This is a genomic window from Cellulophaga omnivescoria (assembly GCF_027915275.1).
In the GTDB taxonomy this organism is placed as follows: domain Bacteria; phylum Bacteroidota; class Bacteroidia; order Flavobacteriales; family Flavobacteriaceae; genus Cellulophaga; species Cellulophaga omnivescoria.
In genome coordinates this window covers 3645225-3668599 of the sequence record NZ_CP115819.1, presented here as the reverse complement: position 1 = coordinate 3668599, position 23375 = coordinate 3645225, and the positions used below count along the sequence as shown (strand labels likewise).

The 23375-nt window shown below is 31.6% G+C and carries 18 protein-coding genes; 9 read left to right on the top strand and 9 right to left on the bottom strand.

Annotated features, from left to right (window positions below; translation table 11 throughout):
• Window positions 1–8 precede the first annotated feature (8 nt).
• The gene (locus PBN93_RS16155; RefSeq protein ID WP_271081130.1) at window positions 9–968 is read right to left on the bottom strand and encodes a Gfo/Idh/MocA family protein; all 960 of its coding nucleotides are present in this window, start codon (window positions 966–968) and stop codon (window positions 9–11) included.
• Between the two features lie 184 nt (window positions 969–1152).
• On the opposite strand from PBN93_RS16155, the gene PBN93_RS16150 reads away from it, so the two are divergent.
• Window positions 1153–3228 (top strand): S9 family peptidase, encoded by a 2076-nt coding sequence (locus PBN93_RS16150; protein ID WP_271081129.1) that lies wholly within the window; start codon window positions 1153–1155, stop codon window positions 3226–3228.
• 81 nt (window positions 3229–3309) lie between these two features.
• On the opposite strand, the gene PBN93_RS16145 is transcribed toward PBN93_RS16150, so the two are convergent.
• Window positions 3310–3723 carry a DUF6691 family protein gene (locus tag PBN93_RS16145; protein WP_271081128.1) on the bottom strand — a complete coding sequence of 138 codons (414 nt, stop codon included), beginning with the start codon at window positions 3721–3723 and terminating at the stop codon, window positions 3310–3312.
• Window positions 3724–3727: 4 nt separating this feature from the next.
• Window positions 3728–4285 (bottom strand): YeeE/YedE family protein, encoded by a 558-nt coding sequence (locus PBN93_RS16140; RefSeq protein ID WP_271081127.1) that lies wholly within the window; start codon window positions 4283–4285, stop codon window positions 3728–3730.
• A 187-nt stretch (window positions 4286–4472) separates the two neighbouring features.
• Between PBN93_RS16140 and PBN93_RS16135 the strand changes: the two genes are divergently transcribed.
• The gene (locus PBN93_RS16135) at window positions 4473–5471 is read left to right on the top strand and encodes a metal-dependent hydrolase (RefSeq protein WP_077402746.1); all 999 of its coding nucleotides are present in this window, start codon (window positions 4473–4475) and stop codon (window positions 5469–5471) included.
• A gap of 51 nt (window positions 5472–5522) precedes the next feature.
• On the opposite strand, the gene PBN93_RS16130 is transcribed toward PBN93_RS16135, so the two are convergent.
• Together PBN93_RS16130 and PBN93_RS16125 are read right to left on the bottom strand one after the other, a co-directional pair.
• Complete coding sequence (locus PBN93_RS16130; protein WP_271081126.1) at window positions 5523–6929, bottom strand: MBL fold metallo-hydrolase; 1407 nt, start codon at window positions 6927–6929, stop codon at window positions 5523–5525.
• A 72-nt stretch (window positions 6930–7001) separates the two neighbouring features.
• Window positions 7002–7637, bottom strand: coding sequence for a Crp/Fnr family transcriptional regulator (locus PBN93_RS16125; RefSeq protein ID WP_077402751.1), 636 nt, complete (start codon window positions 7635–7637; stop codon window positions 7002–7004).
• 197 nt (window positions 7638–7834) lie between these two features.
• Between PBN93_RS16125 and PBN93_RS16120 the strand changes: the two genes are divergently transcribed.
• The 3 genes from PBN93_RS16120 (at window position 7835) to PBN93_RS16110 (ending at window position 13027) form a co-directional block, all read left to right on the top strand.
• On the top strand, window positions 7835–10258 hold the full coding sequence (locus PBN93_RS16120; RefSeq protein ID WP_271081125.1) for a TonB-dependent receptor: 2424 nt from the start codon (window positions 7835–7837) through the stop codon (window positions 10256–10258).
• A gap of 415 nt (window positions 10259–10673) precedes the next feature.
• Window positions 10674–10976 (top strand): hypothetical protein, encoded by a 303-nt coding sequence (locus PBN93_RS16115; RefSeq protein ID WP_077402760.1) that lies wholly within the window; start codon window positions 10674–10676, stop codon window positions 10974–10976.
• Complete coding sequence (locus PBN93_RS16110) at window positions 10976–13027, top strand: PepSY-associated TM helix domain-containing protein (protein ID WP_077402763.1); 2052 nt, start codon at window positions 10976–10978, stop codon at window positions 13025–13027. The genes PBN93_RS16115 and PBN93_RS16110 overlap by 1 nt, the downstream gene beginning before the upstream one ends.
• Window positions 13028–13060: 33 nt before the next feature.
• Here PBN93_RS16110 and PBN93_RS16105 read toward each other — a convergent pair whose 3' ends face one another.
• Window positions 13061–13420 (bottom strand): pyruvate kinase, encoded by a 360-nt coding sequence (locus tag PBN93_RS16105; protein WP_077402766.1) that lies wholly within the window; start codon window positions 13418–13420, stop codon window positions 13061–13063.
• Window positions 13421–13696: 276 nt separating this feature from the next.
• Here PBN93_RS16105 and PBN93_RS16100 point away from each other — a divergent pair, with 276 nt between their 5' ends.
• A complete protein-coding gene (locus PBN93_RS16100) occupies window positions 13697–14203 on the top strand; it encodes a hypothetical protein (RefSeq protein ID WP_271081124.1) in 507 nt (168 codons plus the stop codon).
• Window positions 14204–14274: 71 nt separating this feature from the next.
• Here the strand turns inward: PBN93_RS16100 and PBN93_RS16095 are convergent, their stop codons facing one another.
• From PBN93_RS16095 to PBN93_RS16085, 3 genes are all read right to left on the bottom strand, one after another.
• Window positions 14275–15264, bottom strand: a complete 990-nt coding sequence (locus PBN93_RS16095; RefSeq protein ID WP_271081123.1) for a hypothetical protein — start codon at window positions 15262–15264, stop codon at window positions 14275–14277.
• A 500-nt stretch (window positions 15265–15764) separates the two neighbouring features.
• Complete coding sequence (locus PBN93_RS16090; RefSeq protein ID WP_077404715.1) at window positions 15765–16808, bottom strand: hypothetical protein; 1044 nt, start codon at window positions 16806–16808, stop codon at window positions 15765–15767.
• 11 nt (window positions 16809–16819) lie between these two features.
• On the bottom strand, window positions 16820–18325 hold the full coding sequence (locus tag PBN93_RS16085) for a S10 family peptidase (RefSeq protein ID WP_077404712.1): 1506 nt from the start codon (window positions 18323–18325) through the stop codon (window positions 16820–16822).
• 282 nt (window positions 18326–18607) lie between these two features.
• Here PBN93_RS16085 and PBN93_RS16080 point away from each other — a divergent pair, with 282 nt between their 5' ends.
• The 3 genes from PBN93_RS16080 to PBN93_RS16070 all read left to right on the top strand — a co-directional run bounded on the left by PBN93_RS16080 (window position 18608) and on the right by PBN93_RS16070 (window position 23367).
• Window positions 18608–19093 carry a CAP domain-containing protein gene (locus PBN93_RS16080; protein WP_077404709.1) on the top strand — a complete coding sequence of 162 codons (486 nt, stop codon included), beginning with the start codon at window positions 18608–18610 and terminating at the stop codon, window positions 19091–19093.
• Between the two features lie 289 nt (window positions 19094–19382).
• Window positions 19383–22403, top strand: a complete 3021-nt coding sequence (locus tag PBN93_RS16075; RefSeq protein ID WP_271081122.1) for an Ig-like domain-containing protein — start codon at window positions 19383–19385, stop codon at window positions 22401–22403.
• 37 nt (window positions 22404–22440) lie between these two features.
• A complete protein-coding gene (locus tag PBN93_RS16070) occupies window positions 22441–23367 on the top strand; it encodes a PorP/SprF family type IX secretion system membrane protein (protein ID WP_271081121.1) in 927 nt (308 codons plus the stop codon).
• The last annotated feature ends 8 nt before the right edge of the window (window positions 23368–23375 follow it).

Genomic DNA, 23375 nt, shown 5'->3' with positions numbered 1-23375 from the left:
TATGTATATTAAAAAGATTCTATAATTTGTAAAGCTACTCGTAATGCATTTGTTCCTTGTTCTAAAGTTACAATAGGAGTAGTGTTATTGTTTATGGCATTGGCAAAAGTTTCAAGCTCATCTAAAATAGCGTTGTTGCCTGCAACTTCTGGATTTTCAAAATAAATTTGCTTTTTCTCTCCTTCAGCATTTTGTAAAATCATATCAAAATCACCAGCTTGTTCTGGCGCATCTTTCATTTTTACAACTTCAACTTTTTTCTCTAAAAAGTCTACAGAAATATAGGCATCTTGCTGAAAAAACCTTGATTTACGCATATTTTTTAAAGAAATTCTGCTAGCGGTTAGGTTCGCCACACAACCATTTTCAAACTCTATACGTGCATTGGCAATATCTGGAGATTTACTAATTACAGATACGCCACTTGCGTTAATACTTTTAACCTTAGAATTAACCACACTTAAAATGGCATCTATATCATGTATCATTAAATCTAAAACAACAGGAACATCTGTACCACGAGGGTTAAATTCTGCCAACCTGTGTGTTTCTATAAACATTGGATTTACAATGCTATTTTTTACCGCAGAAAAAGCAGGGTTAAAACGCTCTACATGGCCTACTTGCCCCTTAACATTGTATTTGTTTTTAAGTGCTATAAGCTCTTCGGCTTCTGCCAAAGTATTGGTAATTGGTTTTTCAATAAAAACGTGTTTTCCTTTTTCAATTGCTTTTTTAGCACAATCAAAATGAGAAAGCGTAGGTGTAACAATATCTAGTACATCTACAGCATCCATTAGTTTGTTTATATTATCAAAATACGTGTAACCAAATTCTGCTTCAACTTTTTTACCGTTAATAACATCTGGGTCATAAAACCCTACTAAAGAATATTTTTCTGATTCGTTAAGCAAACGCAAATGGATTTTTCCCAAATGACCTGCTCCCAAAACTCCAACTTTAAGCATAAAAATCAATTTTCAACAAAAATAGGGATAATGTTTGTTCTATGGTTTATGTGTTTAAAAGTTTATACAACTAGAATTATAAAAATGGTAGAAAAGCCCTTTAAATATGTAACTAATTTTTAGTAATAGTTAGAAATTAGTTTAATAATTGTAAATTTAGCAACCAAATTAAATACTCAAAAGAATGAAATTGAACACTTTTAAAGCTGCATTTTGTGCAGTACTATCTTTAGGTACAATAACCGCTGTGTCTGCGCAAGATAAGCTAAAGAAAATGCCGGGCTACGAGCAGTATATGAAAATAGCTCCGCAAATTAGAGGATCTGTAGTTACTTCACCAAATTACGTAAAATGGAATGATGCCGGAACCGCTTTTCAATTCAGAAAAGATGGAGAAATAAAAGAGTTTACTATTGGTAAAGGAGAAGCTACTGCTACATCTGCATTTAAGGATGATAGGTATGCAAATTGGGCTAATAGACCTGCTCGTGGTAGGCAATATGCATCTGCAGAATCTCCAAACGGAAAATACAAAGCATTTACTAAAGACAGAAATATGTTTTTTAGTAATATAGATGGGTCTAATGTTGTTGCAATAACTACAGAAGGTAATGATGAAAACCAATTAAAATTTGGTATTGCTACTTGGGTTTATGGTGAAGAATTGAGCCAAAACACAGCAATGTGGTGGTCTCCAGATAGTAAAAAAGTGGCTTTTTATAAGTTTGATGAAAAGGAGTCTAAAAAATACTATGTTTTGTACAACCAAACGCAAATACAAGATTCTGTAGAAATTGAAGCATACCCTAAAGTAGGTGCTAAAAATTTACCGGTAGATTTATTGGTGTATGACTTAGAAACTAAAAAAATTACTGAGCTAGACCTTAGAGACGGTAAACCATATAATGATGGTGATTTAGGAACTTATATTTATGATATTAGTTGGACACCAGATGGTAAAGAGTTGCTATACCACAGTACCAACCGTAAGCAAAATATTATGGAACTTAGAGCTGCAAACCCAAATACGGGTGCATCTAGAACCGTAATAAGAGAAGAATGGTTGCCAAGCTATACTGAAAACAGTCCAGAGATGCACGTTTTAGAAAATGGAAAGCAGTTTATTTGGGCATCAGAACGTTCTGGTTTTAACAACTATTATTTATATGATTTTAGTGGTAAATTAGTTAAGCAATTAACAAAACATAATTTTGAAGTTGATGGTATTGTTAGTGTAGATGAAGCTAAAAAAATATTGTATTACACAGCTCGTAGTGGAGAAAACCATATGAAAATACAGTTGCACAGTGTAAAATTAAATGGTTCTGGAGATAAAAGGTTAACAGATCCTGCTTTTCATCATACAGTTTATGTATCTCCAAACCATAAGTATTTTGTAGATGTGGCAGAAACACATAACATTGCTCCTGTTACTAATTTAAGAACTATAAAAGGGAACAAAATAGCGGAGATAGGAAAGTCAGATTTAACAGAGTTTAATAAATTAGGATTAAAAACTGTTGAAGCATTTACTTTTACTTCTGCAGATGGTAAAACAGAATTTCACGGATTTTTACATTTTCCTTCTAATTTTGATCCAAACAAAAAATATCCTCTTCTTTTAAGTAATTACGGAGGCCCTGCAACTAATGAGTTTACAGAACGTTTTACAACGCCTAATGCCTTAACAGAATATGGCTTTTTGGTAGCAGAAGTAGACGGTAGAAACGTAAAAGGCAGAGGAAAAAGATTGTTAGACAATTTATACCAAAAGTTAGGTTTTACAGAGATGGATGATTTTGCTGCAGGCATAAAATCTTTATATAATAGGCCTTATTTTAATAAAAATAAAGTTGGTGTATATGGTACATCATACGGTGGTACTACATCTGCAACCTTATTGTTACGTTACCCAGAGGTTTTTCACGCAGCTGTAGCAAATTCTGCTGTAACAGATTGGCGTAATTATGATAATGTGTACACAGAGCGTTATATGGGCTTGTTAGATGAAAACAAAAAAGGATATGAATCTAGTAGCCTAATAACTATGGCTAAAGATTTAAAAGGCGAATTAATGATTTTCTTTGGTACTAGTGATAATAATGTACACCCAGCAAACTCTTTACAATTTATAAAAGCATTACAAGATGCTGGTAAAAGTTTTGAGGTGCAAATTGGTCCAGATAAAGGACATACTGCTATGGATAGTAGAAGAATGATGGAATTTTTTATAGAGCATTTAGTTTTAGATAAAGAGTAGTTGCACTATCTTTATTTTAAAATTTAAAAGGCTTCATTGTAAAATGAAGCCTTTTTTTATTTTTTGAAGTTAACAGAGCTTTTAATGCGGTAATTTATCTCTAATTATACCATAAATAAATGTTCCAATAATAGAAAAAACTATAACAATTAAAATAGGAGTAAAGCCTGCGCCAACCAATGTAAACATTGGTCCAGGACAAGCACCAGCTAACGCCCAACCTAGCCCAAAAATAATTCCACCAAATAGATACCTACTAATGCTTTTATTTTTTGGTATAAATTTTATTTCTTCTCCGTAAATAGACTTTATTTTAAATCGTTTAATTAGGTAGGTAATTACAACACCCAAACCAACAGCAGAGCCTATAATGCCATACATATGAAAAGATTGCATTTGAAACATTTCATAAATACGAAACCAAGAAGCGGCTTCTGACTTAAACATTGTTATACCAAACAATATTCCAATAAATAAATATATAAGGGTTCTCATAATCTTAAAATATTAAAGGATATAAAACGTGAATCATAAATAAACCACCAATAAAAAAACCCATAACAGCAATTAATGATGGTAGCTGTAAGTTACTTAAACCAGATATTGCGTGCCCAGATGTGCAACCACCAGCATACCTTGTTCCAAACCCAACTAGGAGTCCGCCTACAGCTAATATTACAATACTTTTTATATCTGTTAAGGCATCTAAACTATATAGCTCTGTTGGTAAATACGCATTACCAGCACTAGAAAAACCAAGTTGCTGTAAATGTTCTACGGTATCAGGATTAATGGTAACCGCAGTAGTGTCTGTTAAAAAGTTAGCGCCTATAAACCCACCTATTATAGCACCTATCATTACAACTAAGTTCCATCTTTGACTTTTCCAGTTAAACTTAAAAAAGTCCGATTTTTTATCTGCGCCGCAAATAGTACAGAGGGTTCTTAAATTGCTAGACATACCAAAGTTTTTACCCACAAAAAGAAGTAAAAAAAGCACTAAGGCTATTAACGGGCCAGATACATACCAAGGCCAAGGTTGTAAAATAAATTTCATTTTAAATTTTAATAATTATTTGATGCTATGCAAAGAAACCTTATTTCAGAAAAATAGAAAGTAACTTAGGTTACAAGAGTATATTATTTTTTATAAGAAAGTTATAGGGCAACTGTAAACGTAATATTTGCTTATAAATATACTTTATAATTTTAAAGACGTAGCTTTGTGTAACTACAATTTTAAGATGGACTCATTAACGCAAATAGTATTAGGAGCAGCTGTAGGTGAAGCTGTTTTAGGAAAAAAAATAGGTAATAAAGCTATGCTTTATGGCGCAATAGCAGGCACAATACCAGATTTAGACACTTTTGCATCTTTCTATACGGATACTGTTACGGGCTTAGAACTGCACCGTGGTTTTACACACTCTGTATTATTTTCTGTAGTATTTGCTCCAATTTTTGCGTGGTTAGTTACAAGGTATGAGAAGTATAAAGATTTTAGAGGTTGGTGTTGGCTTTTCTTTTTAGCTTTTGTAACGCATCCAATTTTAGATGCACATACAACTTGGGGAACGCAATTGTTTTGGCCGTTGGAAAACCGACTAGCATTTAAAACTATTTTTGTTATAGACCCATTGTATACAGTTCCTTTTTTGGTGTTTGTAATTCTAACAATGTTTCAGAAAAAAGAAAGCTTAAAGCGTAAAAAATATAATAGATTAGGTTTAATAATAAGTAGCAGTTATTTGGTATTAACCTTTGCTTTAAAAGGTGCAGCGTATTATCAATTTAAAAAACAATTGAAGGAACAAAATATAGCGTACACACAAATTGAAACAAAACCCTCTCCTTTAAATACCATTTTATGGACCGCAAATGTAGAGACTGAAGATGCTTTTTACATAGGTAATTATTCTTTTTTTGATACCAAATCTATTGTGTTTTCTAGGTATAATAAAAATCATTTTTTAATAAACGATTTAAAAGATAATCCAAAAATGCAACGGATGATTGCCATAAGTAAAGGATGGTACACTATTAGTAGCAATAAGGATTTTTTATTTTATAACGATTTGCGTTTTGGTACGCTTGGTTTAGATTATAATAATCAGGACTTTGTGTTTAGCTATCAAATACATAAATATGGAGATGGTAGTATTTCTTTTGATGAAATTCCAAAAAATAGGAGTCAGGCTAAACAGCTACTTGCAAATTTGTGGGAACGTATTAAAGGCAATTAAATAAGTAAAATGCTAAAGCAATATAAAAATAAAGCTTTAGCATTTTTTGTTTTATAAAGTAGATGGACAAACGTAATTACTTACAGGTATTTTAGTTTCTTTTAATGCTACAAAACCACCATTTATATTAATTAAATTATGTATTCCTCTACTTTTTAGTATAGATGCAGCAATCATACTTCTATAGCCACTAGCACAGTGTATGTAAAAGTTAGTATTACTTGGGTACTTTTTTAAGTACTTATTAATAAAATCTAAAGGAGTATTTACTGCATTAATTACGTGCTCAGACAAAAATTCGCTTTCTTTTCTAACATCGTAAATTTTTGTAGAATCATTTACCTCGTTACTTAGCTTTTCTGCTGTTGTGCAGCTAACAGTATCATACTCTTTAGCAGCCTTTTTCCACGTGTTAAATCCGCCTTTTAAGTATCCAAGCGTATTATCAAAACCAACTCTAGATAATCTTATCACTGTTTCTTCCTCTTTACCTTTAGGAGTAACTAAAATTATAGGTTGTTTAACATCTGCAATAAGAGCACCTACCCAAGGAGCAAAACTACCATCTAAGCCAATAAAAATAGACCTAGGAATATGTCCCTTTGCAAACTCATCTTGGTGTCTTACATCTAAAATTATAGCTCCAGTTTTGTTTGCTAAAGCTTCAACCATATCTGGGTCTAATTCTATAGTGCCTCGTTGTATAATATCAGAAATATCGTCATACCCTTCTTTATTCATTTTTACGTTTAACGGAAAATATTCAGGAGGTGGTAATAAGCCGTTAGTAACCTCTTTAATAAATTCTTCTTTAGTCATATTTTCACGTAAGGCATAATTTGTCTTTTTTTGGTTACCCAAAGTGTCTACCGTATCTTTACTTAAATTTTTTCCGCAAGCAGAGCCGGCTCCGTGTGCAGGATATACTAAAATAGAATCTGCTAAAGGCATAATTTTGTTTCGTAAACTGTCGTATAAAAAGCCTGCTAAGTCTTCTTCTGTAATTTCACCGGCTTTTTGTGCTAAATCTGGCCTACCAACGTCACCTAAAAATAGGGTGTCACCACTAAAAATAGCGTGGTCTTTACCATTTTCATCTTTTAAAAGGTATGTTGTACTTTCCATTGTATGTCCTGGTGTGTGCAAAGCTGTAATGGTAACATTACCAATTTTAAAAACTTCATTATCCTTTGCAATAATAGCATCAAAAGTGGGATCTGCTTTAGGTCCGTACACAATAGGAGCTCCAGTTTTTTGAGCTAATGTAACGTGTCCGCTAACAAAATCTGCGTGAAAATGAGTTTCAAAAATATATTTAATAGTAACGTTATTTTCTTCTGCTCTTGTAGTGTAAGGAGAGGTTTCTCTTAACGGATCTATAATAGCAGCTTCTCCGTTGCTTTCTATGTAATAAGCACCTTGAGATAGGCAACCTGTGTATATTTGTTCTATAACCATAACATTGTAGTATTTAATTTGGACTACAAATTTATAAGTTATTGATTTGTACAACAGTAACTTAAGTTACATTTAACTTATGTTTATAATTTTTATGTAATTTCTGTGTAATTCTATTTTTTCTAACTTTTCTAACTTCTTTAGTAATCTAGAAATCACCACTCTAGAACTATGTAGATCATACGCAATTTCCTGATGCGTATTTTTAATAATAGAGCTATTAGTTACCCTTACCTTTTCTTTTAAGTAATTTAGCAATCGTTCATCCATTTTTAAAAAAGCAACACTATCTACAGTAAGTAGCAACTCATTAATACGGTTATGATAACTTTCAAAAACAAAGTCTCTCCAAGATTTGTATTTAGATGTCCAAATTTCCATTTTTTCTATAGGAACCATAATTAACTTAGCATCTGTTTCTGCAATAGCTCTAATTTCACTCTTTTTTTGGCCCATACAGCAAGCCATTGTCATAGTACAAGTTTCTCCTTTTTCTAGGTAGTAGAGTAGTAGCTCATCTCCTTCAGTATCTTCTCTAAGTATTTTTATGGCACCAGATACAAGTAAGGGCATAGACTTTACGTAGTCGCCAATTTCTATAAGTTTAAAACCCTCTGGAACTTCTTTATAAGTAGCCACTTCAAGAATTTCTTGTAGTAATTGGTCTTCAAATAAAGTGCCGTAGCTATTTTTTAATTCTTCAATCATAGTAACATCAAAATTAAATAATAGTTTAAAATATTGATGTTAAAACTGTTAAAGTTTATCCATTTTTAATTTATGGTTGATGTTAATTTTCTCTTATTAAGTTTATTTAGAATTAATAAAAATAAATCTTGTTTTGTAACTATTCCTGTTTTAAGTTTGCATCAATAAATTATTTTAAATCAATCTAAATAAGAATAATGAAAAATTTAATGACCTTAGTAATGTTATTAGCAATAGTGGTTACAGCTACAGCCCAAAACACTACGTTAAAAGGTAAAGTAACAGATGTGAATAATACACCATTAATGGGTGTAAATGTAGCCTTGCAAGGAACAAATTTAGGGGCGCAAACTAATTTTGATGGAGCCTTTAGTATAGCTAATTTAGAAACCGGAACTTACAAGGTTCTTGTGTCTTATTTAGGATATAAAACAAAAGAGCTAGAGGTAACAATAGATATAAATGAAGAAAATACATTAGGAACTATACAGCTTTATGAAGGAAATGAAATTTTAAAAGAAGTAGTTGTTAGTGGTGAACGAAGAAATAAATTCTCTAGAAAAGAAACTGCCTACGTTGCTAAATTACCTTTAAAAGATTTAGAAAATACTCAGGTTTACAGCACAATAACATCAGACTTATTAGTGTCTCAAATAACTACAAAATTTGATGATGCTTTAAAAAATGCCGTAGGTGTAGACAAGTTATGGAGTTCTACTGGTCGTGGTGGTGATGGATCTGGATATTACAGTATTAGAGGCTTTAGCGTGCAACCACAATTGGTAAACGGTATGCCTGGTTTAACCAATGGTACCATAAATGCAGCAAACATAGAGCGTATAGAGGTCATAAAAGGACCATCTGCTACTTTATTTGGTAGTTCTGTAACATCTTACGGAGGTTTAATAAATACAGTTACTAAAAAGCCATACAAAGGTTATGGAGGAGAAGTGTCTGTAACAGCGGGTTCTTACGGTTTATCTGTACTTTCGGCAGACTACAATACAGCTTTAGATAAAAATAATGACATCTATTTTAGGTTAAATACGGCTTACCACACAGAAGATAGTTTTCAGGATGCAGGTTTTAAAAAGTCGTTTTTTGTAGCACCATCTTTATCATATCGTGTAAATAATAAATTATCATTTTCATTGTATGCAGAAATTACAGAAGCAGAGCAAACAAATGCCACTTCGTTATTTTTAAACAGAGCAGCACCATCTGCATCTGCAAGTGTAGAAGAAATGGGGTACAATTCTAAATTGTCATACACTTCTAACGATTTGTCTATAGAAAATCCAACATCTAACTACCGTGTAGAAATGGATTATAAATTGTCTGACACTTGGCAGTCACAAACTATTTTGTCTAAAAGTAATACCTCATCAAACGGATATTACTCTTATTTATACGAGTACGGAACTTTAGAACCTAATACATTTTCTAGAATGATAAATAAAGAAAATGGAAAAACAAATACTACAGACATACAACAAAACTTTATAGGAGACTTTAAACTAGGAACATTACGTAACAGAGTTGTTGCAGGTTTAGATTATTACCAAGCAACAAACATAGACCAAAGTTCTGGTTTTGCTTTTTACGGTAACGTATTACCAAACGGAGATACAAACGGTGATAACCCTTTTACACCAGAAGTAGAAACGGATGCTTACCCATTAACAGAAGCAGGAGTATTGTCTGTTTTGGCATCACAAACAGCAAACAATATAAAATCTAAAACAAGTACTTACAGTGCTTATGTGTCTGATGTATTAAATATTACACCAGCATTATCTGCAATGGCAAGTTTACGTGTAGATAGGTTTGATAATGAAGGTGATGTAACTACAGATGCAGATGATTACGAACAAACAGCTTTTTCTCCTAAGTTTGGTGTGTTGTACCAACCAATATTAGATAAATTATCGGTTTTTGCCAATTACCAAAACGGATTTACAAATATAGCACCTAGCTTAGTGGGTGATCCTGCAGATGGCCCACAAACGCTAAAATCTTTTGATCCAGAACAAGCAAACCAAGTAGAGTTTGGTATTAAGACAAACTTATTTAATGGTAAATTAAATGCAACAGTAAGTTATTATGATATTACAGTATCTAATAAACTAATGACAGATCCAACATCTGCTTTTAATAAAATTCAAGACGGAGAAGTAGAAAGTAAGGGTATAGAGATAGAAATTAATGCAAACCCAATTAATGGTTTAAATATAAAGGCTGGTTTTAGTAATAATGATAGTGAAATTACAAAAACAGATAATGCAATATTAGCAGGTACAAGACCTTTAGAGTCAGGAGCAGAAACTTTATATAACCTTTGGGCTAACTATGAGTTTCAGGTGGGAAGTTTAGAAGGTTTTGGACTAGGTTTTGGTTTAAATGGAGCTAGTGAAAGTTCTATAATTAACTATGGCCCAGGAGGTACTTTTGATTTGCCTAGCTATACAATTTATAACTCTTCTGTTTTTTACCAAGCAAATAAGTATAGAATAGGACTAAAACTTAATAATATGTTTAATGAAACATATTACAAAGGATGGACAACCATTACACCACAACAACCAAGAGCATTATTAGCAAACTTTACATATAAGTTTTAAAAATAGTTTAAGTTGGATTTTTGCAGTAACATCTTAGTCTGGCATTGTACCAGGCTAGGATGTTTACATTAAAAAGAAATAAAAAATGAGCGTATTAATTTTAGTTACCACCATTGCTTGTTTGTTGCATTATAGCACTTCTAAACGTGCTGTAATTACTAACGACACCAAACTTTTATATTGGCTACATAAAAGAAATATACTTGCTAAAATAAGCGCTTTGGTAGTTTTTGTTATAAGTTTTATACTCGCAATTTATACCTTGGGTTTTGGGGCAGGAATACTAACTTTTTTGCTTTTAGTTATGTTATTATGGAGTTTAATAGTATTGCTAACTCCCTTAAAAATTATAGATTATAAACTAGTGCTAGTAATATTTGTACTGGCTATTTTTTTAGAACAAACATTATAAATTATGCCAGCAAATTCTAAATATTTAACTACTAGTTCTTGGCAGCAATTTGCAAAAATATCTGCAGGTATTGTTGGTGGTTATATTGTAACATCATTAGTACATATAGCATTAGCATTATGGTTACCAAACCCTAAAATAGTATTGGCAACATCTATATATACCATATTTATAGTTTGGGGAGCATTAATGGTTGTTCCTTTTTTATTTAAAAACGGATGGTTGGTTTGGTTACTGTATTTAGGGCTAAGTCTACTGTTAGCTATTGCAATTTATTTTGGAAAACTTAATTCACCTTTAGTATAATGAGCAAACGTAATTACAATGTTTTTTTTCATACACATACCGTTAGTGGTATTGTAATTAGTGTAGCTTTATACATTATATTTTTTGCAGGAGCCTTTGCGCTTATTAAGGATGAAATTACTGCTTGGGAAAAAGGAAATACAGCAGAAATTTTAACTCCGGAAGACATAGATTTTAATAGGCTTATTAAAAGCATAGAAGCAGAAGGCCATACACTTTATGGTAGAGACATACGTATAATACCACCAGATGCAAAAAAGGATATTTATGTACAATTAACAGACTCCAAAGATACTACAGTAGTAAATATACCAGAAAAACCAACTTACTTTTATGCAGATCAAGAAACGTATAAAATAAGTGAGTATTATGCATTTTATAGTTTGGGAGAGCTATTGTACAGGTTACATTTTTTTCATCAACTACCAACTATAGGTATTTACATAGCAGGTTTTGTAGCATTCTTTTTCTTGTTTGCAATTGTAACAGGTGTAATTGTTCATTGGAAAAAAATGGTGTCTAATTTTTATGTATTTAGACCTAAAGCTAAGCTAAAAACTGTTTGGACAGATGCGCACACAGCATTGGGTGTAATAGGTTTGCCTTTTCAGTTTGTATACGCAGTTACAAGTTGCTTTTTATGTATGTCTGTTTTTGTGTTGTTACCAGCTAATTATGTGTATAACAATAACCAAGATAAGCTTTTAGAGGACATACGTCCAATGATGAAAACTTATCCTTTAGAAGAAAAGTTAGATACTATTTTAGACGTAAACTCTTTTATGGCTAAGGCCGATAAAAAATGGGAAAATTTTGCAGCACAGCAAATATATATTAAGAACTACGGAGCAACTAATATGATGTTTCAGGTTGATGGTTTATTAGGCTCTAAAGAAAAGTTTTTAGGCAACGGAAGAGTTGTTTATAAAATGGCTACTAATACTATTGAATCTGAGAAAAACCCATATAAAAATAGCTATGTAGAAGATGTAGAGCTTACCATACGTAAATTACACTTTGGAGATTTTGGAGGTATGTACTTAAAGGTAATATACTTTATACTAGCCTTAATAACCTGTTTTGTAATTATATCTGGAGTACTTATTTGGTTAGAGGCACGTAACAAAAAAAATATATCTGCAGCAAGGCAATTGTACAATAGGCGAGTAGGGCACGTGTATTTGGCCATATGTTTAAGTATGTTTCCTATAACAGCGTTATCTTTTATAGCATCTAAACTACTACCAAGAGATTTAGATGCAAGTAGGCAAACCATTTTGTATCTCATATTTTTTGTAGGCTGGTTGCTATTAACCATTTACTTTAAAAGTAAAAGAGACAATTACATTACCAACAAATACAGCTTGTTATGGGGCAGTATTTTAGGGTTTTTAATACCAATAGTTAATGGTTTGGTATCTGGTAACTGGTTTTGGAAAACATTTGCAAATAACCAATTAGATGTTTTTACAATAGATGCCTTTTGGTTGGTATTAGCATCAGTTGCGTTGGCTATATATTTTAAAATAGAACGCAAAGTACCAAAGGTTAGTCACGCTAAACTAGTAGCAGAATACCAGAAAACAGTTTTAGACCAAAGAAAAGAACAAGAAAACCAACAAGAAGTAGAAAAAGATCAATCTAAGAAAATAAAATTTATGAGAACAAAAATTTCAATATACTGGTTACTAATTGTAGTAGGCTTTATACTGCACCACGTTTACGGTTTATTTGGTGTGTATTATAATGAGAGTTTAATGATAGAAGGTGCAACAGGAGATGTACCCGTAGAACACCATTTGTACCGTATATTTTTTGAAGGTATAGCAATGCTTTTTTGTATAGCAACTTTAGAAATATCTAAACAGTGGTTTAGACTATCCTCTATAATTTGGGCAATTTTATTAGGTATTTTTAATATATACCACTTTATAACAGCTATAGCTTATGAGGCTTCTAACATATCAGAAATACTAATACTAGCATTAATGGGCGTTGTAAGTGTATTATTAGTAAAGACACTTTTACAATGGCGAAAAGAAATAGCCTAAAAAGCGTATAGTGAAACTAGAAAAGCATTTAGGTTATTCTAAATGCTTTTCTAGTTCTTTAAACTTTCTGTGAATAAACATAATTTCTTTTAAAGAAAACTCTTTTTCTTGAAACCAGTCGTAAGCTTCAATTTTGGCATTTTCTACCTGAGCATCTCTTATAGCTTCTAATGTAACAATATGCCAATGTGCTCCTTTGTTTTTAGAAACAGGATAACCAACATCACTAATAATGTAAGATTTACGAGGCTGATTTACCAATCTTACTCCGTTTTTTAAAACAGCTAAGGTTTTGGTAAGTGAAACAACCTCGGAGAAAGAGTAACGTGCAAAGTCGTTAAAACCGTCTCGTTTTACATTAAAAAGCTTATCGCCAACTTCTAAATATCGCATAATTTATTTTACAAAGAGTTAGCAAAAATAGAACGATTATCCCTTTTTTACTTTACTACCAAGCACTACTTATTAACAATGGTAAGGGTTTTGTAGCTATTAAGCTGATACTGATAATTTTTAAGAGTTATTTTTTTGTAGAATTATAGTAAATTAGTTTCTCTGTTAGTGCACACATTTTACTTGTTTGCTTACTCTTTACGGCACGAGCGTGACGCTCGCGTTAGCAGAGGAGAAAATGGTTTGATATTGAGAAGAATAAAATTCCAAAAAAAAATGAAGATAAAGATATTATTAATACTAGTTTTTTTTACCGCTTGCAAAAAAAATATAAAATATTTGGATTTAGAGCAAGTTAACTATGAATATATATCAAATGTATCGACTTGCGCAAAAGCATTTGAACAAACAAGATTATTAGATGAAACAATTTCTGATTTTTTAACTAGCAAAGAAGTAAAGGCAAGTAAAAATTTACGTCGTTTACGTTTAATGTTTCTGTTGAAATCAGGACAAATTGAACATTTAACTAAGATGGTAGCAATATATTCTGATAATGATAAATTAATTACAAAGGTTAATAGAAGGGAAGTTGAAATAAAAGAACTAAATTATCATATCATCAACAATTTATTTGACCCTTCAAATAGTATTTTTGAAGAGGAGGAAATAAATGAAACTCAACTACTTTTAATTGATATTCTCCCAAATGAAGTTAATTGCTATTTTAAATCTAATGTAAATCCACAAATAGTAGAAGAAATAAATTCTATATGTTACTAGGGCTAATAATACAGATTAGTTGATAACCCCGCTAGCGCAAGCATCTTGCTTGTGCCGTTGAATGCATCTAACTAAATTAAATCAGTTTCTTCTTTTTCAAAAATGTGCAACGTATAATCGTAATCATGAATAAAAAGCTTGTCTTTATAAAACTGAAAAGAAAATATACCAGTTTTAATACCTAAACTTTCTAAAGGAATTACTTTATTAAAGTAAGCGGTTTCTTTATCAATGCAAACTAAAGATAAGGTGCCAAATTTAGTATAAGCCCATAACTCATTTTTAAATAAGGTTAATTCTTCTATGCCATAAAGAGTTATTAATTTTTCTAGCTGATATTCTTCTTGAAATCTTATGGTATACTCAATTTCACCAGATGCAATAGCTATTTTAGTAAGACTTGTGTTAGATGCTGTGTATAAATATTCGCCAGAAATAACTCCCATTTGCTTAGCTATATCACTATTAAGTGACCAAACGACTGTACCCGTTTCAATATTTAAGCATATAACAGATGTGCCTTTTAAAATTAGTAAAAGTTGATTTTTAATAATAGTTTTTATTACAGTGGTACTTAAGTCCCCAATCTTAGTAATATCTATAGACCATAAAATTTTATCATCAAGGTAATTATATAAACATATTTCTTTTTCATAAAGTATAAAAAAATCTTTATAAGGATGAATAGGATACCCTATTAAATCTATCTCTTTTTGATTATTATATTTTGGTAAATCTGAAATGTAATAAGTTACTTGAAAATTAGAGTTCACTTTTTTTGTAATTACTACTTTATCATTATGAATTACATAATTTGGATTATTTAAAAATGAAATAGACTCAAACGAGTTTTTATCAAAACCTTTTAAATTTAAATCTAAAATGTTACTACCTATTTCAACCATAATTTCCTCAGAAGAGTCATTAATGGTTGTTATCTCCGATATTTTTGGCAGATCGTAAATTACTTTCTCTTTATTAACTTTATTAAAAACTTGTAGTTTATGGTTTAATATCTGATAATTTTTACTGTTTTTGATTATTTTAATTTTTTTAAGCATAAAGTCTAATTTGAAATATCTATTAATTCAAAAATATTATTGAATATATTCCCTGCTAGCGCAAGCATTTTTCTTGTTTGCTTACTCTTTACGGCACGAGCGTGACGCTCGCGCTAGCGGGGCATCTAACTAAATTAAATCAGTTTCTTCTTTCTCAAAAATATGAAGAGTTCCACCTGCTGTTAACACAGCAATCATACTATCATTTACCTTAATTTTATCTATATGATACCAGTTATCTTCATTAGAAATTTTTTTGTAATATTTTTAGTCATCAATAAAAATTTTTTAAAAATTATTATTTGTAAATTCTATCACAGCATTTATCATTTTATTTTTTTGAAAGTTTGTGATATCATTCAAATCTGTACGGTTTAAGAGAGAGAGTTTACTTTATCTGCACCTAATTCTTCTATTGCTTTTCTTGTAGACAGTATATTTTTTAATTCCCAACGTTAGCGCAAGCATCTTGCTTGTGCTGTTAAACGCATCTAACTAAATTAAATTACTTTCTCTTTTTCAAAAATGTGCAACGTATAATCATAATCGTGAATAAAAAGCTTGTCTTTATAAAACTGAAAAGAAAATATACCAGTTTTAATACCTAAACTTTCTAAAGGAATAACTTTTTTAAAGTAAGCAGTTTCTTTATCAATACAAACTAAAGATAAGGTGCCAAATTTAGTATAAGCCCATAGCTCATTTTTAAATACGGTCAATTCTTCTATGCCATAAAGAGTTATTAATTTTTTTAGCTGATATTCTTCTTGAAATCTTATGGCATACTCAACTTTACCAGATGCAATAGCTATTTTAGTAAGACTTGTGTTAGATGCTGTGTATAAATATTCGCCAGAAATAACTCCCATTCTTTTAGCTATCTCACTATTAAGAGACCAAACTACTTTACCTGTTTCAATATTTAAGCATATAACAGATGTGCCTTTTAAAATTAGTAAAAGTTGATCTTTAATAATTATTTCATATAGTGTTGTATTCTCAATAGTATCACTCCAAGTAATAAAAGGGATATTTTCATATGATTTTTGCTTGTGATTTATAATTAAATCGATATCAAAAATGAATATTTTGTTGCCTTCATTGCCGTAAAATATTAGCTTTGAATCTGTAATCGCTTTAAAAATTAGCTCTTTGTAAAATGTAAACTCTTTTATAGTGCTTTCAATTTTGTCATATATAAGTAAATTATTTATTGAATTTATAATTATATATCCTTGATTTTCATATGTTAATGCGAATGAGAGTTTTTCCTCAATTTTTACTTTATTATTAGTTTTCAAATTTATTATTTCCGTATATCCATTTTTAAATGATATCAATAAATAATTTCCAGTAAATTTATACCTATGAATTTCGTTAAAATTTAAAATAGTTGAATCTCTTAAGTCTTTGCTTAAAGAAATAATTTTAGATTCTCCATTTACTTTACTATGGTAATAACATTTACTTTCTTCGGAAATTGAAATTTTTCCGGTTTTTTTTATTTTATTTATAAGCTTATATCCTAAATTTCTATCAAACATAAAGCCTATCTCTAATACTTAGCAGCTTTACCATTAGCAGCACTTTTTTTAATAAATGCTCTTATGTCTTGGTTAGCAGATTGTAAATCTTCTTTACGCAAGTACATCATATGTCCGCTTCTGTAGCCTTTAAAAGTAAACCTGTCTTTTAGTTTTCCGCTTGGGTCTGTTTGCCACATACTATATTTAGAGGTAAAGTAGGTTGTAGCACCATCATAATACCCTGTTTGGTACAATACTTTTAGGTATGGGTTTTCTGCCATTGCTTTGCGTAAACCTTCTCTAACATTATTGTTGCTATTATCCCAAGGGTGTACACTACCAAACATATTGTATTTAAGGTCTGTTTTAAAGTTTAAGTGTTCTCTAAGGTAAAAGTTAATTGCAGGTGTAAAAGAGTGTAACCAAGAGGTTAGCTCTGCATTATAGTCGGGCTTTGTACCAGCAGCCATCTTGTCTATACCTAAATATCTAGAGTCTAAACGGCCAATAGTATGTCCGCTTTTATTGCGTAGTAAATCTTTCCAGAAAAAAGAAGTAGGCACCATTAAATTATGGTCTAAAATTGCTTTTTTAGACATACCAGAGTAGTACGCCATTTTTTCTGCAACTTCTTGCTTCTCGGCATCTGTTATAAATCCGCCTCTAGCAATGGCAGGCATAAGCTTGTCTATGGTGTATTGTTCTACTTCTGGTAATACCTCTAACAAGTCTTTTTGTTGTAAAGCAGCAGGTAACATTTTATGGTGCCAAGCAGCAGCAGCATAATAAGGTAAGTTTATACCAGAAGATAAAGGTCCGTCTGCGTTGTATATTTTATAATCTGCTGGTGATACCATAATAACACCATTTAAATACATCCATTGTGACTCTTGCAGTTCTAATGCTAAACCAGATACGCGCGTACCACCATAACTTTCACCAATAATATATTTAGGAGATTGCCACCTGTTGTTACGTGTAACAAAAGTATTTACCCAAGCTGCCAAGTATTTAATATCTGCATTAATACCAAAAAACTGTTTGCGGTCTGGCATTTTTCCGTCTTTTTGTGCTACCATTCTAGAGTAACCTGTATTAACAGGGTTTACGTAAACAATATCTGCTACGTCTAAAATAGAATACGGATTGTCTTTAATACCATAAGGTTGCACAGGGTAACCCTCGTCATCAATATTTAAAATTTTAGGTCCAGTATAAGCAATGTGCATCCAAACCGATGCCGAGCCAGGACCACCATTAAAAGAGATTACCAATGGGCGTTCTTCTCCTTTACTAACATTTGTTCTTTTATAATAGGTATAAAACAAAGTTGCAACTATATTATCTTGTTTATCCCAAACAGGTTGTGTACCAGTAGTGGCAGAATAGGTAAGCTTAGTGTTGTTAATTGTAGCAGTGTGGTTTGTTACTACCGTAGTATCTACAGCAATTTTTAAATCTTGAGCTTTTGTTTGTGTAGTAAAACTAAATACCGCTATAACGGTAACGACTTTTAGGTAAGCTAATTTTTTCATTTTTAAGTTGTAGTTGAGTTCAGATCTAAAAGTATAGAATTACAATAAAGTATAAAAATGTATTCTCTTTTTAACTTTTTTTAAAGGGGTAAAAATGCTGTTAACCCTAGATAATCTGCACGTTTTTGGGATGAAATTTTTTGACTACTTTTTTTTAAAATGATTTAAAGGCACTTTTCTGCAGTTCACCGTTTAAAATAGTGCGTTCATTTGATAATTTTAAAAAAGGGTTTTAAGGCGTGGTAACTTTGTCTCAGATTTAACCTACAAATGTTTATTACTATGTCAAAATTTAAATTTTTACCATTAGGACTTTTAGCTTTATTTATTACTATGACATCTTGTACTGCAGAGAGCATTGAGCAAGAAGATGCTATTTATGCACAGGTAGATACGTCTAGTGAATTAGAGAAAGAAGTAATAGAATTGGTAAATGAGTACAGAGCTTCTCAGGGCTTAAATACTTTAGAATATGGTAAAGTAGCATATGGTTATGCTGCACAGCATAATGATTATATGATTGAGGCTGGAAAAATTAGCCACGATAATTTTGATTTACGTGCATCTAATTTAGCAGTAGAGGCAAAAGCAGATTTTGTTTCAGAAAACTTAGCTAAAGATTTTAAAACAGCAAACGGTGTAGTTAAAGCTTGGATTAATAGTCCAACTCACAAAAAAGTAATGGAAGGAGATTTTACATACACAGCTATAAATATTAAAGCTGATGAAAATGGAAAATTATACTTTACACAGTTATATTATAAGTAAGATATTTTTAGGTTAAAATTATCTTTTTTAATAACACTTTTAAGACAATTTAGATTGTTTTAAAAGTGTTTTTTTTGTTACAGTATTTTACAAATAGTTAATTTTTAGTAAATTGAGTTATTTTTAAAAATTACTGCAAACGTTTGCGTAATCTTCAATTTCTTAAAATTTTATGTATTTCATCGAAATGGGGTGTATTTCATCGAGTAAATACAATAAGTGGAGAATACATATACGCAAGGTTACGTTATGATTGTACCAAATTGAAACTTAACCAAAAACTTACTAAATGAAATTAATTTTACCCCAAAAAATTAGACTCATTTTTGTAACACTATTACTCACTAGTATTACAAATCTTAAATCACAAACAAAAAATTACGCTACAACAATTCCTATACAAGATAGGGTAGATAATGCCAATAACGCTGTGGATGGCAATTTGTTAACCAGAGCAGACATTAATGCCGGTTCTGGTGTATTAGTTGGTATTGGCGCTTACTCTGGTTATTTAGAACTTCAGTACCCAAGTAACTTACCAGCAAATACTACAAGTTTCACCAAAATAGAAACTCAAGACGATTTATTGCCTAGTTTGTTAGGAGGTAGCTTAGGAGGCTTATTATCAGATATTACAGGTGTTTTACTTATTGGTAATCAAGAGTTTACTGTAAAAGCGCAAAACAATGCTGTTACAGTATTAGAAAAACAATCTACAGAAGCAAACGGATTCTCTACAGAAGATTTACGTGTTGTAGTAGATAAAGATAACGACTACTTTTTGGCTGTTACACCAGACCAAGAGTACAATAGAATACGTATTGAAAATAGTATAGGATCTCTAATAGGGCTAAACAATACCAGACAGTTAGGTGTGTATGAATCTTATTACACAACAGGAACAGGAGATTGCGGATTACCAAGTTACACTTCTTTTAGCGGTAATGGTATTTCTTTAGACTTACTAAATTTAGGAGGCGCAGGAGTAACAAATCCAAATTTTGCTATAGACGGTGATACATCTACCTACGCAGAGTTAGGCTTAGGAGTTTTAGATGTTGCTGCAAGTATAGAGCAAACCATTTATTTTGACACAGATTCTGGTACAGATGATGTAATATATGTGCGTTTGGCAGTAGATCCTTCTCTAGTTAGCTTAGGGTTACTAAATAATATTAATATTACAGCAAACAATGGTGTACAAGAAGTGTACTCATCTAACATATCTAGTTTATTATCTTTAGATTTATTAGGACTCTTGCAAAATGGTAATAGTACAGTAGTAGCGTTTAAGCCTAGTGCTTCTGTTAATAGAGTTACTCTTAGTTTAGCTTCTTTGTTAAACGTTGCAGTTAGTCAGCAAATTAGACTTTATGACATTTACAGAGCACCAGAACAACCAGTATTTACAGACTCATCTACAAATATTAGTATATGTAGTGGTTCTACAGCAGAAATAACTGCAACCGCAAGTGGCACAGCTGTAGAATTACGTTGGTATGATGCAGAAACTGGTGGTAATTTGTTAGCAACAACCAATTCTGGAGATACATTTACTACACCAGTTTTAAATACAAGTACCACTTATTATGTAGCTTCTGCATATGTAGGTTGTACAGAAGAGTCTCCAAGAGTAGAGGTTCCGGTAACTGTAATGGAAATACCTACTGCAGCAGATATTACTGTAATTGGTAATGAAAACCCTATTTGCTCACAAAGTAGTGTGGTATTAGTACCTTCTAGTGCTATAGATGCAACATACAATTGGTTTTTAGACAGTGCAGAAACAATGCCAATTACTAACGGTATGGTTGTAAACGGAGCAACATACAATATAGATGAAAACGGAGTTTTAACCATTACAGGCTTAACAGATGTTAATAGTCCGTATACCTACTTTGTAGGTAGTACAGATAATATTGCAGGTTGTAAAAATCTAGATGGCGATTTAAAACCTGTAGAAGTAACTATTGTAGATTCTGCAAGTACAGCAGTAGATGTAACTTTAGATACAGATATTAGCTTAGCTAACTTAATTACTATTTTTCAGGTAAACCCAACCACAGACATTACAGGTTCTGTAACAGGAGACGTTAATGTAGGAGATGAAGTTACTGTAGCTATAAATGGTACAACTTATACAGGTATATTAGACGCTAACTTAGATTTTAGTATTACAGTAGACGGTACAGATCTTTTATCAGATATAGATAATTTATTAGAGATTTTTATATCTGGCGGTTTGTGTAGCATTACAGATGATGTTACCGTAACTATACCAGAGTTTATACTAGATAATTTAAATCAGGTTTTTTGTGCATCAGATAATGCAACTTTATTAGATTTAGATGTAAACGGCAACAATGTTGTATTTTTTGATAGTCTTTTAGGTAGTGCTACAGTAGATGCTAATGCAGCTCTAACAGATGGTGGCACATACTATGTAGGACTTTTAGATGTTCCTTTATCTGTATTACCACGTGTACAAATAACGGTTTCAATTTTAGATACTCCTGCACCAACCACAACAAGCACTACACAAGTTTTTTGTGAGGCAAATAATCCGGTAGTTGGAGATATTCAGGTAAATGAAACCGCTGTTGTTTTTTATGATGCGGAAACCGGAGGCACAATGTTAGACCCTTCTACAGCTTTAGTTGATGGTGCAACATACTATGTTGCTAATACAGAAAACGGTTGTGAAAGTAGCACAAGATTAGCAATAACAACTAATATTGAAGAAGCAGAGCAAGCTACGCTTACAGGTATTTTTGAAGATGCTTGTTTAGAAGATAGTTATATGTATACTACAGAAACAGATAAGCAAAATTATGTGTGGACAGTTACAGGAGGTACAATTACAGATGGCGGTACAAGTACAGATAGTTTTGTTACTGTTACTTGGGACGATTTAGATAACACAGAAATTACAGTTACTTATGATAGCGCAAGTGGTTGCACCTCAGAAGAAGCTATATTAAGCGTAGGTGTTATTAGTTGTGGTGAGGTTTTAGGTGAAGAGTTTTGCTTGTTTGTTTATAACGAGTTTTCACCAAACAACGATGGTTATAACGATTTCTTTAAAGTACAGTGTTTAGAAGATTATAGTTCTAATACATTACAAGTATTTAACAGAAACGGAAACCAAGTTTTTGAAGCAGTTAATTATAGTAATAACTGGGATGGTGTAGCAAATGTTAATGGTGTTTTACGTAAAGGAGAACATTTACCGTCTGGTACATACTACTATATTCTTTCTATTCCAGAATTAAACAGAACATTAAAAGGCTGGCTACAATTAGCAAGATAAAACCAAACCTACACAACAACCCCAAAAGAATACCAAAATGATATTAACCAAAAATATAAAATATACATTACTGCTAGCGTTTAGCTTTTTAGGAATATATATTTCTAGTGCACAACAGGCACCGCAGTATACACAATATATGCATAATACAATGGCACTTAACTCTGGTTACACTGGTACAAGTGGCAAGCTAGAGGCTACCTTTTTACATCGTTCCCAATGGGTAGGTTTAGAAGGCGCACCAAGTAACCAGTCTTTTTCCATACAAGGTAAGTTTGGAGAAAAAGTTGGTTTAGGACTAAGTGCAATTAATGATAAACTAGGAGCATCTAACAACATTACTGTAAATGGTAACTTTGCTTATGAACTGCCTTTAGGTTACGTAACTAAATTATCATTAGGTATAAACGCTGGTGTAGACATTTTAAACATAGATTGGTCTAAAGGATCTTATGAAGATAATTTGGATCCTGTTTTTAATGAAAATAATAAAGATGTACGTCCTGTTCTTGGAGTAGGAGCATTTATATACGGTACAAAATGGTACGCAGGTGTATCTACCCAAAACCTTTTTAATTCATCTGTTTTAAAAGATAATGATGAGGTTGTTACAGACCGTAAAAGTCAGTACTACGTAATGGGTGGTTATGTGTTTGATTTGTCTGGTAACTTAAAATTTAAACCAACAGTTTTAACAAAACACGTATCTGGAGCACCAATAACTGTAGATGTATCTGGTAACTTTTTAATAAATGAAAAATTTAGCATAGGAGCAGCATACCGTTATGATGATGCCGTTAGTGCATTAGCAGGCTTTAACGTAACAAAAGAGTTATTTGTTGGTTATGCGTATGATTATACGTTAACAGATTTAGGTGATTATAATAATGGTTCTCATGAAGTTATTTTAAAGTACAGTGTTTTTAATTCTAAAAAGAGAGCATTATCACCAAGATTCTTTTAAAAATATAG

Bases quoted from the DNA above. Each gene is read 5' to 3' on its own strand.
- PBN93_RS16155 (WP_271081130.1), bottom strand. From the start codon at position 968: ATGCTTAAAGTTGGAGTTTTGGGAGCAGGTCATTTGGGAAAAATCCAT.
- PBN93_RS16150 (WP_271081129.1), top strand. From the start codon at position 1,153: ATGAAATTGAACACTTTTAAAGCTGCATTTTGTGCAGTACTATCTTTA.
- PBN93_RS16145 (WP_271081128.1), bottom strand. From the start codon at position 3,723: ATGAGAACCCTTATATATTTATTTATTGGAATATTGTTTGGTATAACA.
- PBN93_RS16140 (WP_271081127.1), bottom strand. From the start codon at position 4,285: ATGAAATTTATTTTACAACCTTGGCCTTGGTATGTATCTGGCCCGTTA.
- PBN93_RS16135 (WP_077402746.1), top strand. From the start codon at position 4,473: ATGGACTCATTAACGCAAATAGTATTAGGAGCAGCTGTAGGTGAAGCT.
- PBN93_RS16130 (WP_271081126.1), bottom strand. From the start codon at position 6,929: ATGGTTATAGAACAAATATACACAGGTTGCCTATCTCAAGGTGCTTAT.
- PBN93_RS16125 (WP_077402751.1), bottom strand. From the start codon at position 7,637: ATGATTGAAGAATTAAAAAATAGCTACGGCACTTTATTTGAAGACCAA.
- PBN93_RS16120 (WP_271081125.1), top strand. From the start codon at position 7,835: ATGAAAAATTTAATGACCTTAGTAATGTTATTAGCAATAGTGGTTACA.
- PBN93_RS16115 (WP_077402760.1), top strand. From the start codon at position 10,674: ATGCCAGCAAATTCTAAATATTTAACTACTAGTTCTTGGCAGCAATTT.
- PBN93_RS16110 (WP_077402763.1), top strand. From the start codon at position 10,976: ATGAGCAAACGTAATTACAATGTTTTTTTTCATACACATACCGTTAGT.
- PBN93_RS16105 (WP_077402766.1), bottom strand. From the start codon at position 13,420: ATGCGATATTTAGAAGTTGGCGATAAGCTTTTTAATGTAAAACGAGAC.
- PBN93_RS16100 (WP_271081124.1), top strand. From the start codon at position 13,697: ATGAAGATAAAGATATTATTAATACTAGTTTTTTTTACCGCTTGCAAA.
- PBN93_RS16095 (WP_271081123.1), bottom strand. From the start codon at position 15,264: ATGCTTAAAAAAATTAAAATAATCAAAAACAGTAAAAATTATCAGATA.
- PBN93_RS16090 (WP_077404715.1), bottom strand. From the start codon at position 16,808: ATGTTTGATAGAAATTTAGGATATAAGCTTATAAATAAAATAAAAAAA.
- PBN93_RS16085 (WP_077404712.1), bottom strand. From the start codon at position 18,325: ATGAAAAAATTAGCTTACCTAAAAGTCGTTACCGTTATAGCGGTATTT.
- PBN93_RS16080 (WP_077404709.1), top strand. From the start codon at position 18,608: ATGTCAAAATTTAAATTTTTACCATTAGGACTTTTAGCTTTATTTATT.
- PBN93_RS16075 (WP_271081122.1), top strand. From the start codon at position 19,383: ATGAAATTAATTTTACCCCAAAAAATTAGACTCATTTTTGTAACACTA.
- PBN93_RS16070 (WP_271081121.1), top strand. From the start codon at position 22,441: ATGATATTAACCAAAAATATAAAATATACATTACTGCTAGCGTTTAGC.